We start from the raw sequence: 16370 nt of genomic DNA on the forward strand, positions 1-16370 counted from the left end.
ATAACAAGAATTCATTTTGAATATAGAAACAGTCCAAAATCTTGCATAACAGAGGTATAACCCATTTGCCGCAACATTGTGGCTATATTCCCACGGTGATATGCTCCGTGGGTGACGACGTGTAGTATTGTTTCAGAAACCGTCGTATCTAGGTGCCCAGCATATGGATTATCAACCTCAACCACTTTTTCATAATCTTGTTGACTACTTAAAAGTACTTTATATCGTTTAGATAATTCATAAAAACTAGTTTTCATTTCCTCAATATTTTTTGTTTCCAGCTGCTCTCTCAATTGGTCTGTGTGTACCATTGCATCACTCATGCTTTTACCAGAAATAATCTCAAACCAGGCTAAATCTGTGAGGTATATGTGAGACATTACTTTTGCCACCGAAGAAAAACCACTCTTAACTTCCTTATGGAAAATGTCTTGCGGTAGTTCTTTTAAGCGATTTAAAATAACTTCATTTGCCCATAAGTGGTAGTTATACATTTTTAATACAGAACGCCCCATGCTCATCTCTCCTCCAATTTTCATTTTAATGATTAGATTATGATACATAGCTGATTAAAAATTTCCAAAGGATTACATCTATAAAATTTATTCTCATTTCGATTAAAAAAACCTCTACTAACTTCATAAAAACATTCGGTATCTTCCACAATCTGACCCTTTAACGGAACAATTATATGTCACTCAATAATTCCTTACTCACCCTTTATTCAGATGTTCTTTTTTAATTCATCAAAACATCCCTCCATCTACTTCCCCTCTTCAAACGCTTCCACATCTCACTATCAATATATTGAACCAAATTAAAAACACATGCTTTTTTAAAATAAACTTTCATGTGTTTCCAAAGACATCTATAAAAAACAAAGCAATCAAAATGATAAAGGCATTCCAAAGTAATATGGAATGCCTCTTTTATTGCCTTCTGTAATAAATAATGAAATTCAGGCCACTAATACAACCAATCGCAATAAACATACAAAATGATTGTGGATCTCCAGCCAAATTATACTCATCAACAATAAAGCCAATCATAAAGAGTGTTATCGCCGAAACACCGATACACAATATCGAAATAAACCAAAGCGAAAATTCATTAATTAGCTCTTTCTTCTGTGTTGAAACGATTAGCATAACAAGAATAGACGCTGCTAAAATACTTTTAAAAACCGGACGTAAATATACGAACTCCTCCATCAATTTCTCCTTTTACAAAAAACGTTATATATTAATATTAACATATTTAACCAAATTAAAAACACATGCCATCTTAAATTAAAACGACATGTGTTTCCGTATTTGCTATGATAGTTGCTTCCACTTCGTTCCCAAAACAGGACGCTCATAATTTTGGATTGCATGAATTAGTTTATCTGCCGTCTCAGCTGAAACGATCAATTCTTTATTTGATGGATTCATAAATCCTTCTTCTGCTGCACGTTCAACCATTTGCAGAATTGGCCCGTAAAAACCTTTTATGTTTAATAAACCAACCGGCTTATTATGTATACCAATTTGTGACCAACATACAACTTCAAATAGTTCTTCAAACGTTCCGTATCCGCCTGGAAGCGCAATAAAAGCATCTGCAAGCTCTGCCATTTTCGCTTTACGTTCATGCATCGTCTCTACTTCAATTAATTCTGTTAATCCTGTATGCACAATTTCTCCTCGGAATAGACCGCGTGGCATAACACCTGTTACACGTCCACCTAAACGAAGAACTTCGTTTGCTACTTCTCCCATTAATCCAACGCATGAACCACCGTATACGAGCTCATACTCGTTCTCAACAAACATTTTACCTAACTGAATTGCCTGCTCTTTGAATTCTGGTCTCTCCCCTAAATTAGAACCTGCAAACACACAAATCTTTCTCATTCCTACACCCCGAAACTATATATTGTTATGATACAATTGACATTGTACAACATATTGAGGAGATGAGGAAGAAATGGATATCGTTGCATTTCAAAGATGGGTTGAGGAATTTTACGAAAAACGAAGCTGGTCACAGTATAATGCCTTTATTCGCTTAAATTTCTTAACCGAGGAAGTTGGGGAAGTTTCACGAGTCGTTCGTGCTATTGAAATCGGCCGCGATCGCCCTGATGAAGATGCGAAAACAGAAGAAGAGCTAAAACAAGAACTAAAAGAAGAACTTGGCGATGTACTATCTAACCTTATTATTCTTTCGCAAAAATATGATTTAGACTTACAAGACATTATGGACGCACACGTCACAAAGCTTTCGAAAAGGTTCGAAGTATCTAAATGAGAATATTATCAATTATGGTATAATATTCTTGTCACAATACTAAGGGGGATTTTATGTTATCAAAAAAATTGCACGACGCATTAAATGAACAAATGAACTTTGAATTTTACTCTGCCCATGCTTATATGGCAATGGCTGCTTACTGTACAGCTGAGAGCTATGATGGATTCGCTAACTTTTTCCTTGTACAAGCTGAAGAAGAACGTTTCCACGCAATGAAGCTTTACAACTATATTAATGACCGCGGAGAGCGCGCTATTATTACTGGATTTGATAATCCGAATAACGAATACGAATCTGTATTAAACGCTTTTGAAGTCGCACTTGAGCACGAGCGTGAAGTAACGAAACGTATTTACAACTTATCTGATATCGCTTGGGATGAGCGTGAACATGCAACAATTACATTCTTAAAATGGTTCGTTGACGAACAAGTTGAAGAAGAAGCTTCATTCGATAGCATCATCCAAAAACTAAAACGTATTACAAGCGATTCAAACGCACTGTTTATGCTAGATGCTGAATTAGAGAAACGTACATTTACGCCTCCAGCTGAGTAATATTTCAATCACCTTAATACATGTATTAAGGTGATTTTTTGTTTGCTCTCTATCTTAAAATCACCTTAAATTTCCTCATATTTGACATAGTGCCAGATATAAAATGGTATTATTTTCAATATAAAAACGAATATACGAGGAGAGGAAAAATGAATCAACGTGTAGAAGCTGTTGATGCAATTCGTGGTTTCGCTTTGTTTGGCATTTTACTAGTCAATATGACATTAATTCAATTTGGGTTCTTCACCAGTGAAAAACCAACTTATCTATTTGGCGATCTTGATAAAGGTGCTAATTGGTTTATTCAATTTTTCGGCACACATAACTTTATATCCCTATTTTCTTTTCTATTTGGGCTTAGCATTATTTTGTTACAAAAAAGTATTATCGCAAAAGGAAAAAAATTCTTCCCCACATACATAAGACGTATTATCATTCTTTTACTACTCGGCTACATTCATGGCACTTTTGTTTGGGAGGGAGATATTTTATTTGCATACGGAATAATCGGGATTTTTTTAATGATATTCATCAATCGAAAACCGAAAACTTTGCTTATTTGGGCGATTATTCTACTCGCACTTACTACACTTATGTCTTATCAAACTGATCCATCTACAAATATAAATGATTTCGCACCTTATACTGAAAAAGAACATAAAGTCCATCAAACTGGAAGCTATATGGATCACGTCAACTTTAGATTGACTGAAAATCCTTTTGATTACATGGGAATTGACGGTGCATTCGGATTATTTTTCATATCAGTTTTCGCAATAATTTTTATGTCTCCACTGTTCCTACTCGGAATGTATGTAGGGAAAAAAGGCTGGCTATTTGAGGTCAGTAAACATATACCTGCTGTCAAAAAAATATGGTTTGCCACCGGTCTCTTCTCTTTTACAATTAAAATCTTAGCTATGTTCATAAAACACCCGGTTTTAATTATGTTACAAGATGGCCTTACACCAGTAACTATGACCTTCTTTTACGGAAGCACAATCATTTTATTATTCCATTACAAAAAAGCAACCCGTCTACTAACATACATGGCGAACATGGGGAAAATGTCCGTTAGTAATTACTTAGCGCAATCTATTATCGCAACAACCATTTTTTACGCATATGGATTTGGCTTATACGGAAAAATCGGCTATTTCTTCGGTATTCTTTTAACCATCGGAATTTATACGATTCAATTATTCGTTAGCACCTATTGGCTCCAGAAATATCGAATGGGGCCAGTGGAATATGTCTGGAGACTGGGAACTTATTTAGAGAAACCACGTTTTAAAAGAGACTTGGATAAAGCAAGTTAAACAAAAAAGCAATGAGCCTACGCTCATTGCTTTTCTTAATTTATTAAAGCATAACCCCAACGATAATCGCTGATAATATACTTACTAACGTTGCACCGTATACAAGTTTTAAACCGAATGATGATACAACGTTTGCTTGTTTGCCATCGATACTCTTCGTTGCACCTGCGATAATTCCAATAGATGAGAAGTTCGCAAATGATACAAGGAAGATAGATAAAATACCTACTGTACGAGCTGATAAATCGCCAGCTACTTTTCCAAGGTCAAGCATTGCAACGAATTCGTTCGTTACTAATTTTGTTGCCATAATTTGTCCTGCTTGTAACATCTCTGATGTTGGAATACCCATTACGAATGCTAATGGTGAGAAGATATATCCTAAAATGCTTTGGAATGTGATTCCGAAAATTGAATCGAATACACCATTAATTGCTGTAATTAATGCCACGAAACCGATTAACATCGCCGCTACTGTTACAGCGATTGAGAAACCAAGCATAATATATTCGCCTAACATTTCAAAGAATGTTTGTTTCTTGTCTTCTTGTAATTCTAAAATATCGTCTTCTTCTTTTACTTCATATGGATTAATGATATGAACGATAATGAATCCACTGAATAAGTTTAATACAAGTGCTGTTACTACATATTTTGGATCAATCATTTTCATATAAGAACCGACAATTGACATCGATACTGTAGACATTGAAGATGCACAAAGTGTGTATAAACGATTTTTCGGTAATTTGCTTAGTTGATCTTTTACTGTAATGAATACTTCCCCTTGACCAACGATTGCAGCTGCTACCGCATTATATGATTCTAGTTTTCCTAAACCGTTAACTTTACTTAATAGGAAACCGACTGCACGAATGATAATCGGTAAAACTTTAATATGTTGCAGGATCCCGATTAATACTGCTAAGAAAATAATCGGTAATAATACTGTTAAGAAGAATGGTGCTTGTCCATCGTTTGCTAGACCACCAAATACGAAATTAACCCCAGCTTCCGCAAATTTTAAAATAGAACCAAATCCATCTGCGATCCCTTTTACTAATACAAATCCGACCTTTGTATTTAGTAAGAAATACGCAAGTACCAATTGAATAACAAGCATAAGTGCAATTGGTTTATATTTAATCTTCTTACGATCTGAACTGATAAGGAAACCTAGTACAAACACTACAAGTAAACCGACTAGAAACATTACTATTTTCATATGTGAATCCCCCACTTCTCCCACGAATTATTGGTCGTATAACGTATAACGAATGACGTCTGACCATTGTTGTTAAAAAAATTTAAAACCCCTAAAACTATTCAACTGTCATCTAAAATCAGTAAGCGTTTACATAAATTGCAATTTATAAAAGGTAGCTTCTTCTCTCCTACCATACTTGAAAGTCTGAAATTGATACCACCTACAAATCAAATTGTAAGCGTTATCTAGGTGAAATGCAATATAAATTTTAAAAGATTTTTATATGTTAATATATTCCTAATTAATTGGTTTTTTCATGCAAATTTACCATAAAAAAAGGATGGCCCTAGCTATGAGCTAGAGCCATCCTTTTTTTATAACATAACACCAACGATAATCGCTGATAGAATACTTACTAATGTCGCACCGTACACAAGGCGTAGACCGAATGATGATACAACATTTGATTGATTTTCATCGATACCTTTCGTTGCACCTGCAATAATTCCGATAGATGAGAAGTTCGCAAATGATACAAGGAATACAGAAAGAATACCAACTGTACGAGCCGATAAATCACCAGCTACTTTTCCAAGGTCAAGCATCGCAACAAACTCGTTTGATACTAATTTTGTTGCCATAATTTGTCCCGCTGTTACCATTTCTGCTTGCGGGATGCCCATTACGAATGCTAATGGTGAGAAAATATATCCTAAAATAGCTTGGAATGTAATACCGAACATTGTATCAAACAAGCTATTGATTGCTGTAATTAATGCTACGAAACCGAGTAACATAGCTGCTACTGTAATCGCAATCGTGAAACCAAGCATAATGTACTCGCTCAGCATTTCAAAGAATGATTGTTTTTTCTTATTTTCTAATTTCAGTGTATCTTCTTCTTCTGTAATATCGTACGGGTTAATAATATGAATGATAATGAAACCACTAAATAAATTTAATACAAGTGCTGTTACTACATATTTCGGTTCGATCATTTTCATATAAGAACCAACGATTGACATCGACACTGTCGACATAGAAGATGCACATAATGTATATAAACGATGTTTTGGGATTTTACTTAATTGATCTTTTACTGTAATAAATACTTCTGCTTGTCCAACAATGGCAGCTGCTACTGCGTTATATGATTCTAGTTTTCCTAGACCATTTACTTTACTTAACAACGTACCAATAGCACGAATAAATATCGGTAAAATTTTAAAGTGTTGCAGAATTCCGATTAAAACCGCAAAGAATACGATTGGTAATAACGCTGTTAAGAAGAATGAAACCTCTCCTTTATTAACAAGACCACCAAATACGAAAACGATTCCAGCTTCCGCATATCCAAGAAGTGCGCCAAATCCATCTGAAATTCCTTTTACTAAAATATAACCAACTTGCGTATTTAATAAGAAATAAGATAATGCTAGCTGAATAATAAGCATAATTGCGATTGGTTTATACTTAATCTTCTTTCGATCGGCACTTATAAGAAAACCGAGTACAAATACAACGAGTAATCCTACAAGGAACATAACAAACTTCATTAATAAAATCCTCCATTTAACTCTTCATTAACGTTGAACGTCTGACCATTCAAAACAAGAAATAATCCGAACTTTCCATTTCCCTTCCAAAATCTTCAATCGGATAGGAAAGATCATAAAACCTCTTATTTCAAAGGCATTTTCCATTCTAACATAAATCACAACTCATATCCGCACTTTTCTTAAAAAAATACATTTTATTACGAAACATTCATGAATGTTCGTCTTTTTCATTATAAAGCGAAACTTTAATGAGCAGGAGTTTCACTTCACACAAATAGCTGAACCAATAAAAATGAGCATCAAGTTTCACTTGATGCTCACCTCATTATACTGCTTTTTCTTTATCAGCTACTACTGGCTCATCCCAACACTCTGTATTGTTCAAACCTGGAATAGACTCCGCATAAAAGACTGGATCTTTCCCTTGTTTCTTTTGCTTAATATAATCTGATAACGCTGCGAAAGCATACTTAGAAAGGAATACAATTGCTACTAAGTTAATAACAGCCATAATTCCCATAAATAAATCTGCTAAATCCCAAACGATTTGAATTGTCGCTACAGATCCTAGCATAACCATACCAAGTACAGCAATGCGGTATGCATTTAATAACACTTTACTTCCATTTAAGAACTCAATATTTGTTTCACCATAGTAGTAGTTACCTACTAATGAACTAAATGCAAACAAGAAGATCGCAACTGCTACAAATATAGAAGCCCATGGACCGATATGTTGACTTAACGCCTGCTGCGTTAATTGAATTCCATTTAAATCAGCTGCATTATGCACGTCTGATAAAAGAATGATAAATGCTGTACAACTACAAATTAATAATGTATCTGTAAATACCCCTAAAGTTTGAATGAAACCTTGTTTAACTGGGTGCGTTACGTTTGCAGTCGCTGCTGCGTTTGGCGCACTACCCATACCTGCTTCATTTGAGAATAATCCACGTTTTACCCCTAATAAAATCGCAGCTCCTAATCCTCCGCCTACTACTTCTTTAATTCCGAAAGCATGTAAGAAAATTTCTTTAAATACATATGGAATTGCCGTAATGTTTGTTACAACAACGAATAATGCCACTGCTACATAAATAATTGCCATTACTGGAACTATCATTTCAACCGCGCGAGCAATTCGTTTTACTCCGCCGAAAATAATAACTGCAAGTAAACCAGCCATAACAAGACCTACTAATCTGCTATCTGTTTTAAATGCACCATCAAAGGCAGCTGCTACAGTATTAGACTGTACAGCGTTAAAAATCAATCCGAAACTTACTGTTATTAGAACAGAGAACACAACACCTAACCAGCGTTTATTTAAACCCTTTTCCATATAATACGCTGGGCCCCCACGGAATGCATTCCCATCTTTTACTTTATAAATTTGCGCTAATGTGCTCTCTACAAATGCAGAAGCACCCCCAATTACCGCAATTAACCACATCCAAAATACTGCTCCTGGACCACCTGCTGAGATCGCAATAGCTACACCAGCTAAGTTACCAGTACCTACACGAGAAGCTGTACTCATACAAAACGCTTGGAATGATGATACGCCGCTCTTCTCTTTTTGCGCTTTCCTCGTTTTCGAGCTTGCTCCATCCCCAAGCAAACGAATCATTTCACCGAAGTAACGAACTTGGACAAATTTCAAACGAAATGAAAAATAGAGCCCTAACCCAATTAACATCGCAATAATGATATATGACCAAAGGATATTATTTACATCCCCAATTACCCTAGCTAAAAAATCCATATTTGTATCGCCCCCTCTTCCTAACAATAAGAAAATTATATTCTAAAAACTTTAAGTAATCAAGAACTTTATGTAAGGTTTTATGACATGAGTATGTTAATTATCTTAACATACGTGTTTTTTTTCATAAAAATATAGCTATTACATACATTTATCCAATACTCAATCACTTATCCTCTTCGACCAGTCATACTTTTAAAGCCGTACGTTCCCCATAATAACGAGAGAAACAAACAAAAAAAGTTATATTAATAATTACCCCTCACCCTTTTCATCATTTACTACAATAAAAAAGGCGAGCATCGAATTTGCCTCGATGCTCACCTTTTCAATTACACTGCTTTTTCTTTATCTGTTACCGCTGACTTATCCCAACACTCTGTATTCGTTAAACCAGGAATAGAATCTGCACTGAAGACTGGATCTTTTCCTTGTTTCTTTTGCCTTACATAGTCTGCTAATGCTGCATACGCAAATCGGCCAAGAAGTGTAATTGCAATTAAGTTCGTGATTACCATTAGACCCATAAATAAGTCTGCCATATTCCATACAACTTGAAGCGTCGCAACAGAACCGAATAATACCATTCCAACTACCGCAATACGGTAAATTGTTAACCACGTTTTGCTTTGCTTAATGAATTCAATATTTGTTTCACCATAATAGTAGTTTCCTAGAAGTGAACTAAATGCAAATAAGAAAATAATAATCGCTAAGAAACTGCTCGCCCATGGGCCAATTTGTGAACTTAATGCATTTTGTGTTAATTCAATACCTTCTAAATTCGTTGCTTTATATGCACCAGAACATAGTACGATAAACGCTGTTGATGTACATACTAAGAATGTATCTACTAATACTCCAATTGTTTGAATAAAACCTTGTTTCGCTGGATGCGTTACATCAGCTGTTGCTGCCGCGTTCGGCGCACTACCCATACCTGCTTCGTTCGCAAATAATCCGCGCTGAATACCATATTTCATCGCAGCACCGATACCGCCACCTACAGCTGAATCTAAACCGAATGCACCTTTAAAGATTTCCGTAAACACATCTGGTATTAAATAGAAGTTTTTAATGACAACAAAAATAGCTACTGCAATATAAATAAGTGCCATTGGCGGAACAATCATTTCCGACATACGTGCAATACTTTTTACACCACCAAAAATAATAACCCCAACTAATGCAGCTAATACAATACCAACAATATAACGCTCTAAGCCAAATGCATTTTCAAACGCTAATGTTACTGTATTTGCTTGTACTGAGTTGAAAATTAAACCGTAACTAATTGTAATCAGAATAGAGAACCAAATCCCCATCCAACGTTTATTTAAACCTTTTTCCATATAATAAGCAGGACCACCGCGGAAGCCACTGCCATCTTTTATTTTATAAATTTGCGCAAGCGTACTTTCTACGAAACTTGAAGACGCACCGATAATCGCAATAACCCACATCCAAAATACAGCTCCAGGTCCTCCCATAGAAATAGCTAACGCTACACCAGCTAAGTTCCCGATACCAATACGAGCTGCTGAACTCATACAAAATGCTTGGAACGATGATACGCTGCCCTTTTTACGTGTCTTGCCAGTTAGTCCATCACTCATTAAACGAATCATTTCCCCTAAATGAGTAAGTTGTACGAATTTCAATTTAATAGAAAAATAAAGACCTAAACCAATTAACATCGCAATAAGAATATATGACCAAAGAATTGTATTTGTTGATGAAATAAATTGCTCTAAAATATTCATACAATTAACCCCTCCTTTTCTCCATAAAACGAATTATATTTAAAAAACATTCAAAAATCAACATTTTTCGACAATTTGCAATTTCCAAATATTAGCCAAGCGCGAAGTAACAATATCTTTATGACTCTCCTCCCTCTAACTGTGCATACTAAAACAAAAAATAAATCTACAAACTACCCCATTGACAAAAACACCAACATGTAACTATAATGATTACAACAGGTTGTAACAAACTTAATTACAATACATTCATTCACTTTCAGATATACAATTTAACAAAACACTTTGGAGGGATTTATTATGAAAATCGGAATTATCGGAGCAACTGGTAAAGCAGGAAGTCGTATTTTAAAAGAAGCATTAGATCGTGGACATGAAGTAACTGCAATCGTAAGAAACGCTGCAAAAATTACAGAAGAAAACGTAAAAGTTTTAGAGAAAGATGTATTTTCTCTTACATCTAACGACCTACAAGCATTCGACGTAGTTGTAAATGCATTTGGCGCTCCAGCAGGACAAGAACACCTTCACGTAGATGCAGGAAACGTACTAATTGAAGCTATGAAAGGTGCACCTAATACAAAATTACTTGTAGTTGGTGGCGCTGGAAGCTTATTTGTAGACGAAGAGAAAACAACACGTGTATTTGAGACACCAGGTTTCCCAGGCGAATACCTTGCAACAGCTCAAAACCAAGGTAAAAACTTAGAAATCTTACAACAAACAAACGATATTACTTGGACATTCATCAGCCCTTCTGCACTATTTGCATTAGGAAAACGTACTGGTTCTTACAAAGCTGGCAAAGACAATCTTCTTGTGAACGCAAAAGGTGATAGCTACGTAAGTTACGAAGACTTCGCAGTTGCAGCACTTGATGAAATCGAAAACCCAAAACATGTAAACGAACGCTTCACAGTAGTTTCTGAAGCTGAATAATAAAAAAGCTCGTAAAACATTATGTTTTACGAGCTTTTTCTTATTATTGCACTTGCTCTAATCCATTTTGAGTAATCTTAAAGAATATTTCTTGCCCCTTCATCGCATCCTCTTTTTTACCTAACTCATTCTTTTTGTACCAATTCAAACGACTCGGTTCCGCATGGTATACTTTCAGCACATCTCCATACTCAAATGCCGTTCCATTTACTTGCCCAGCAAAATTCTTTGAAGTCTCTTGTCCTTCTGCCGTTACATGCTTCTTCTCTTTTCCATTTTTATCATAAATCGTAAGTCCTATATACTGTTCATTTACAAAACGATAATGTATTTCATCATCGGTAAATGTCGCATGTAATTTCTTTTCTTCATGATTTAACGTAACGATTGAACGTGTTACATTAGCTACACCTTGATATACTATACTATCTCCATATGTTACTTCTAATGAAACTTCCGTCACTTCCTTATTTCCAAAGCGATCTTTCGTTTCTACTTTTGCTTTTTGTTCACCCATTTTTGTTGTATCCGGTTTTTCTACAAATCCGAGTACTTCTCCATTTTTCACTTGAACAAAGTCTTTCACATCTAATTTTTCAGCGTCCGTTCCGATTACTACTTTTTGTGGGACTGCTGTTACTTCTTGTTGCGCTTCCATTCTCTCGAAACCTTTTTCCGTTAATTTAAAGTACAACTCTTGTTTCCCTTTACCGTTACTTACAAACTCATTTTTTTGATACCACTTCAATCGATCTGATTCTGCATGATATACCTTAATAACATCACCATATGCGAAGTCTACACCATTTAACTGTTCTGCAAAGTTTTTCGAACTCTCTTGCCCCTCTGCCGAAATAACTTTCTTTTCATTTCCATTTTGATCGTATAGCGTGATTCCCATATATTTTTCATTCTCAAAACGATAATGAACTTTAGCATCCGTAAATGTTGCCTGTAGCTTTTTCGTATTATGATCCGCAGTTACGATAGAACGCGTATTATTACCATCACCTTGGAAGACTAAGCTATCGCCATAGATTACTTCCAATGGCACTTCCGTCACTTTCTTATTTCCAAAACGATCTTTCGTTTCTACTTTCACTTTTTGTTCACCGATTTTTGTTGTATCCGGTTTTTCTACAAATCCGAGTACTTCTCCATCTTTCACCTGAACAAAGTTTTTCGCTTCTAATTTTTCAGCGTCCGTTCCGATTACTACTTTTTGTGGGACTGCTGTTACTTCTTGTTGCCCTTCCATTCTCTCAAAGCCCTTTTCTGTTACTTTAAATAATAATTCTTTCTCTACCTTCGCCTTACCTTGTCCGATAAAGTCATTATTTTGATACCAATTAAAGCGATCTGATTCAGCGTGATACACTTTTACTACATCACCATACTCGAACTCTAACTCATTAATTGATTTCGCGAATTCTTCCGCATTTTCAACACCTTTTACTGTTGCTTTCTTTTTCTCATTTCCATTTTGGTCTAGTAATGAGAATTCAAAATACGTGTCTTCTTTAAAATAATAGTGCACTGGATTTGAATCAGCTATCGCACTAAACTTTTTCTGATCATGTTGCAGTGTTACGATTGATTTAATATTAGTATCATAATTGAGCCCTTTGAATACTAAGCTATCACCATAACTAACATTTGCTACAACCGGAATTAAATTCTTATTACCTTTTTCATCTATAATTTCTACTTTTACAGTTTTTTCTCCAACTTCAGGCTTGCCTTGTTTAATCACACCTGTTGTTTTTACACCTTCCCCTAAATTCTGTACAAGTTCTTTTGCTTTTTTCTCATTATATGTAGTACCGATTACTACATTTTGGATTTTTTCATTATTTGGCTCGCCATATGGAACTTCATATAACTCAATTTGTTTCTCACGAATTGGATTGCTATCTGTAGATAACCAAATTTCTTTTTCTAATTTTGGTAAATTTAATTTTTCAATCTTTTCTCTCGTAGCATCATTTGCAATTAATCCCCATTTATCAAAGAAAGGAATTAAATTTTGTCCTGCCACTTTTGACGTCATATAAATAAACATCTGCTTTTTCTCTTCATCAGATTTAGGCAATTCTGTATCATGTAACAAACGATACATTTGATGTAAATTTGGATAGAATTGATCCCCATAAGCTAAATATAACTGCCAAAACATAACTAATTTCTCAAATACATCCATCTTCTCTTGTGCATCCGGTTTACCTAAATAAGCAAATGCAGCTTCATAGCGCCCCTCTTGCTCTAACCTTGTTTTATACCCAAATGTAGTTTGAACTGCCAAAGAATAAATATTAACGGTTACTTCTCCAAGTCCATCCCATAACCAAGTGTCCTGTTGATGTTGATGTCCCACTTCATGCCAAGGCCCCCATCCATCATTAGTTAACTCTTCTAGATTTAGTACTGACTCTAAATTCCCTTTACTATAAGCTGTTCGATAATAAGTCGCATACATATAATTATCCGTATACCAGTCTTCAACAAAATGAATGGAATGTTTACCTTGATTCGCAACACCAGCACCATCTTTTGATAAACCTGATATCTTATGTTCTATATTAATTATTTCATCGTGTTTCTTTAATAACGCAGCTGGATCTTCTTGCTTCAAATGTTCCGCCACAGTTTCAGGATGCATAGTTAATAAACTATTTTCTCCCTTCATTTCTATTGCATATGGATCAGGATTCTCTGCCAACATACGCTTCCAATCTTTTGTCGTATGCTTACCTAAAATAAATAAAGGATTTGGTGTACCGCCTTTTTTCACTTTAGCGACTACTTCTCCTGTGTTGTGATAATTATAAAAATATAATAGCCCCCCATTTGAAGAAAAAATTTTATTCTCACCAGGATTTAAATTGAATTGTTTAGGTTCTTCTTTTTCATAAGAATATGTACCAATATAAGCTTTAATCTGTTGAGTCCCTTCTACTTGAATAACTACTTCTTCACCTGGCTTTACATAAATGCCCGTTGGCTCATAAGGAGAAAAACTCATTCGACGCTGATGCAACTCACGCATCCCTTCTACATCACCTTTTGGCAGTAATTGATACACTCGCTCTTCTTGCTGTTTCTCCTTACCTTCAATCGTCATCTCTGCATACACCTTAGGTAATTCAAGTCCATATGGCGTTAATAACGTAGCTAAACAAACACCAGCTACTAATACCCTACTCTTTTTCTTCTTTGACATAATCTGTGTCCCCTGTCCTTTTTTTAGACAAACCACCCTATATATTCATTTAATAAGAAATCCTATTATTTTTATAAAAACATTTAATGAATAGACTAATACCTCTCGCACCTATATCAATTACTACCGCATTTCTCTAAATGTATTCGCTTTCTTATATTGTAAAATTTTTTATGTATTACGCCCTCCTCACTTCTCTCTACTTGTGATGAGTTCTCTTCTTACATAAAAGGAAAAATAGTAAAAGATATATTTCAGTCTCGTCATCTATACATCTAAAAATAAAAATAGCAATAGAATCTTACATTTTCTTCATATATGACCATCTATAGGTAGTTTTTCCAACTGAATTTTACACGCTTTCTACTTCGTTTGATAGACTTCATAATTAGAATAATGTTACAATTTTGTGAATAACATCCGTTGATTGTAATGTTTAGATTTTGTTATATTTTATTATTTTTAAATACTTTTTCAAACGTTAAAATAGTGTTTCACTCGATTAATTATTATCTTGATATATTTTTAAAGAATTCATATGAAAAAGCATTGGCATACGCCAATGCTTTCTCATTATCTCTTTTGATTCGGTTTATGCGGTTCATTTGGAGTATATGGCTTATTTGGTTTATTTGGAGCCTCAGCCTTTTTCCAACTTACCGCTAACTCTGGACTTGTTTTTTCTTCACTACGCTCAAGTAATACTACTGCATTTTGAATAGTCGGTGTACCTTTATGCGCAATTCCTTGTAGTTTCGTTAAATTTCCTGATACTTTAAAGCTAAATCCACCAGCTGGTGTTTGTTTCGGAATTAAAATGCGGAACTTCTCTCCTACATTAAATTCTGTTTTTGTTTCGCCTTTTTCATTTGCAAATTTCACGCCCGCTGGTGCACCTGTTGCTTGCACTTTATACGTTCCGCTTTTTGCATTTGTTTCTACTGTATATAAACCTGTTTCAAAGAAATCATTTTTTAATACTGCTTCTTGTTCTTCTGTAGGAGTTACACTCATCGTAATTTCTTGTAACTCTTCACTAGCGTTTGCTTTTGCAACGATGTCTTTCGTTACTTTCTCTACATTTTTATTGCGGAAATCTAAATCATTAACATCAATTTGTTTTAACGCATTCCACACTGCCAGCTGCGTTGCGTAATGCGCCTCTCTCCAATCAGATACTCCTAATTCTTGTGGGCTCTTTTGTGGATATCCATTCAACAGTACACGGTACACATTAATATCCACTTTCCCCATTTCTGGTAAATCTTGACCGCTCGGAGATTTTAAATCTACATTTAAGCAAAATGCAATTTTTCCATCTGCCGTTTTAATAAGTTCTGTTCGAATTGGTTTCTTCTTTGACTTACTATAACTCCAATTCATTTCATACTTTGTATGATCCATAACTTCTGCGAATGCTTTTTGAAGTGGGAATAATACAAATAAGACACTTAAAAACATAGCTAAAAGTTTGAACGATTGCTTTATATTCATGTTTACAGCCCCTTAATAACAAACTTAATACTAAGTAGTATTTAATTAGAAAATATTTTTATGCAAAAAAAAGAGCGCATAAAATGAACTGCACCCCAATTGTTAGACACAGTCTAACAATTGGGGTGCAGTTTTTCTATGGCTAAATTTACAGCTGATGAAAAAATACAAATCGTTCTACGTTATTTGAACGGAAATGAAAGTTATCGAGAAATGGGTAGATCGCTCGGTATAAGTGACACAATCATT

14 protein-coding genes are annotated in these 16370 nt (G+C 34.9%); 5 read left to right on the plus strand and 9 right to left on the minus strand.

Annotated elements, in window-relative coordinates; all coding sequences use genetic code 11:
• Positions 1 to 11 precede the first annotated feature (11 nt).
• From H6481_RS14070 to H6481_RS14080, 3 genes are all read right to left on the minus strand, one after another.
• Positions 12 to 515: a DinB family protein gene (locus H6481_RS14070; protein ID WP_016079796.1), complete on the minus strand. Its 504-nt coding sequence runs from the start codon at positions 513 to 515 to the stop codon at positions 12 to 14.
• A 414-nt stretch (positions 516 to 929) separates the two neighbouring features.
• Complete coding sequence (locus H6481_RS14075; protein WP_000390916.1) at positions 930 to 1211, minus strand: hypothetical protein; 282 nt, start codon at positions 1209 to 1211, stop codon at positions 930 to 932.
• Between the two features lie 105 nt (positions 1212 to 1316).
• Positions 1317 to 1880, minus strand: a complete 564-nt coding sequence (locus H6481_RS14080; RefSeq protein ID WP_002094193.1) for a TIGR00730 family Rossman fold protein — start codon at positions 1878 to 1880, stop codon at positions 1317 to 1319.
• 88 nt (positions 1881 to 1968) lie between these two features.
• Here H6481_RS14080 and H6481_RS14085 point away from each other — a divergent pair, with 88 nt between their 5' ends.
• From H6481_RS14085 to H6481_RS14095, 3 genes are all read left to right on the plus strand, one after another.
• The gene (locus H6481_RS14085; protein ID WP_000355749.1) at positions 1969 to 2292 is read left to right on the plus strand and encodes a MazG-like family protein; all 324 of its coding nucleotides are present in this window, start codon (positions 1969 to 1971) and stop codon (positions 2290 to 2292) included.
• A 53-nt stretch (positions 2293 to 2345) separates the two neighbouring features.
• Positions 2346 to 2852 (plus strand): ferritin, encoded by a 507-nt coding sequence (locus tag H6481_RS14090; RefSeq protein ID WP_000949403.1) that lies wholly within the window; start codon positions 2346 to 2348, stop codon positions 2850 to 2852.
• Between the two features lie 149 nt (positions 2853 to 3001).
• Complete coding sequence (locus H6481_RS14095) at positions 3002 to 4171, plus strand: DUF418 domain-containing protein (protein WP_071731072.1); 1170 nt, start codon at positions 3002 to 3004, stop codon at positions 4169 to 4171.
• A gap of 43 nt (positions 4172 to 4214) precedes the next feature.
• Here H6481_RS14095 and H6481_RS14100 read toward each other — a convergent pair whose 3' ends face one another.
• The 4 genes from H6481_RS14100 to H6481_RS14115 all read right to left on the minus strand — a co-directional run bounded on the left by H6481_RS14100 (position 4215) and on the right by H6481_RS14115 (position 10468).
• Positions 4215 to 5396 carry a nucleoside transporter C-terminal domain-containing protein gene (locus tag H6481_RS14100; RefSeq protein ID WP_000706853.1) on the minus strand — a complete coding sequence of 394 codons (1182 nt, stop codon included), beginning with the start codon at positions 5394 to 5396 and terminating at the stop codon, positions 4215 to 4217.
• A gap of 356 nt (positions 5397 to 5752) precedes the next feature.
• The gene (locus tag H6481_RS14105) at positions 5753 to 6934 is read right to left on the minus strand and encodes a nucleoside transporter C-terminal domain-containing protein (RefSeq protein WP_000673841.1); all 1182 of its coding nucleotides are present in this window, start codon (positions 6932 to 6934) and stop codon (positions 5753 to 5755) included.
• A gap of 328 nt (positions 6935 to 7262) precedes the next feature.
• Positions 7263 to 8705 (minus strand): alanine/glycine:cation symporter family protein, encoded by a 1443-nt coding sequence (locus H6481_RS14110; RefSeq protein WP_071731071.1) that lies wholly within the window; start codon positions 8703 to 8705, stop codon positions 7263 to 7265.
• A gap of 332 nt (positions 8706 to 9037) precedes the next feature.
• Positions 9038 to 10468 carry an alanine/glycine:cation symporter family protein gene (locus H6481_RS14115; protein ID WP_016123726.1) on the minus strand — a complete coding sequence of 477 codons (1431 nt, stop codon included), beginning with the start codon at positions 10466 to 10468 and terminating at the stop codon, positions 9038 to 9040.
• A gap of 300 nt (positions 10469 to 10768) precedes the next feature.
• Here H6481_RS14115 and H6481_RS14120 point away from each other — a divergent pair, with 300 nt between their 5' ends.
• Positions 10769 to 11407 (plus strand): NAD(P)-dependent oxidoreductase, encoded by a 639-nt coding sequence (locus tag H6481_RS14120; protein WP_000689904.1) that lies wholly within the window; start codon positions 10769 to 10771, stop codon positions 11405 to 11407.
• Between the two features lie 43 nt (positions 11408 to 11450).
• Here H6481_RS14120 and H6481_RS14125 read toward each other — a convergent pair whose 3' ends face one another.
• Both H6481_RS14125 and H6481_RS14130 read right to left on the minus strand, forming a co-directional pair.
• Entirely contained in the window at positions 11451 to 14627 is a 3177-nt protein-coding gene (locus tag H6481_RS14125; RefSeq protein WP_182812062.1) for a putative mucin/carbohydrate-binding domain-containing protein, read from the minus strand.
• 573 nt (positions 14628 to 15200) lie between these two features.
• Positions 15201 to 16121 carry a thioester domain-containing protein gene (locus H6481_RS14130; protein ID WP_001022532.1) on the minus strand — a complete coding sequence of 307 codons (921 nt, stop codon included), beginning with the start codon at positions 16119 to 16121 and terminating at the stop codon, positions 15201 to 15203.
• 138 nt (positions 16122 to 16259) lie between these two features.
• On the opposite strand from H6481_RS14130, the gene H6481_RS14135 reads away from it, so the two are divergent.
• Positions 16260 to 16370: transposase (locus H6481_RS14135; RefSeq protein WP_164514043.1), on the plus strand; the 111-nt coding region annotated here is incomplete at its 3' end.

Origin of the sequence: Bacillus sp. ME78, from assembly GCF_903970865.1 — a bacterium.
GTDB lineage: Bacteria > Bacillota > Bacilli > Bacillales > Bacillaceae_G > Bacillus_A > Bacillus_A cereus.

Coding starts and splice junctions, on each gene's coding strand:
- H6481_RS14070 (WP_016079796.1), bottom strand. CDS start 515: ATGGGGCGTTCTGTATTAAAAATGTATAACTACCACTTATGGGCAAAT.
- H6481_RS14075 (WP_000390916.1), bottom strand. CDS start 1,211: ATGGAGGAGTTCGTATATTTACGTCCGGTTTTTAAAAGTATTTTAGCA.
- H6481_RS14085 (WP_000355749.1), top strand. CDS start 1,969: ATGGATATCGTTGCATTTCAAAGATGGGTTGAGGAATTTTACGAAAAA.
- H6481_RS14090 (WP_000949403.1), top strand. CDS start 2,346: ATGTTATCAAAAAAATTGCACGACGCATTAAATGAACAAATGAACTTT.
- H6481_RS14095 (WP_071731072.1), top strand. CDS start 3,002: ATGAATCAACGTGTAGAAGCTGTTGATGCAATTCGTGGTTTCGCTTTG.
- H6481_RS14100 (WP_000706853.1), bottom strand. CDS start 5,396: ATGAAAATAGTAATGTTTCTAGTCGGTTTACTTGTAGTGTTTGTACTA.
- H6481_RS14105 (WP_000673841.1), bottom strand. CDS start 6,934: ATGAAGTTTGTTATGTTCCTTGTAGGATTACTCGTTGTATTTGTACTC.
- H6481_RS14110 (WP_071731071.1), bottom strand. CDS start 8,705: ATGGATTTTTTAGCTAGGGTAATTGGGGATGTAAATAATATCCTTTGG.
- H6481_RS14115 (WP_016123726.1), bottom strand. CDS start 10,468: ATGAATATTTTAGAGCAATTTATTTCATCAACAAATACAATTCTTTGG.
- H6481_RS14120 (WP_000689904.1), top strand. CDS start 10,769: ATGAAAATCGGAATTATCGGAGCAACTGGTAAAGCAGGAAGTCGTATT.
- H6481_RS14125 (WP_182812062.1), bottom strand. CDS start 14,627: ATGTCAAAGAAGAAAAAGAGTAGGGTATTAGTAGCTGGTGTTTGTTTA.
- H6481_RS14130 (WP_001022532.1), bottom strand. CDS start 16,121: ATGAATATAAAGCAATCGTTCAAACTTTTAGCTATGTTTTTAAGTGTC.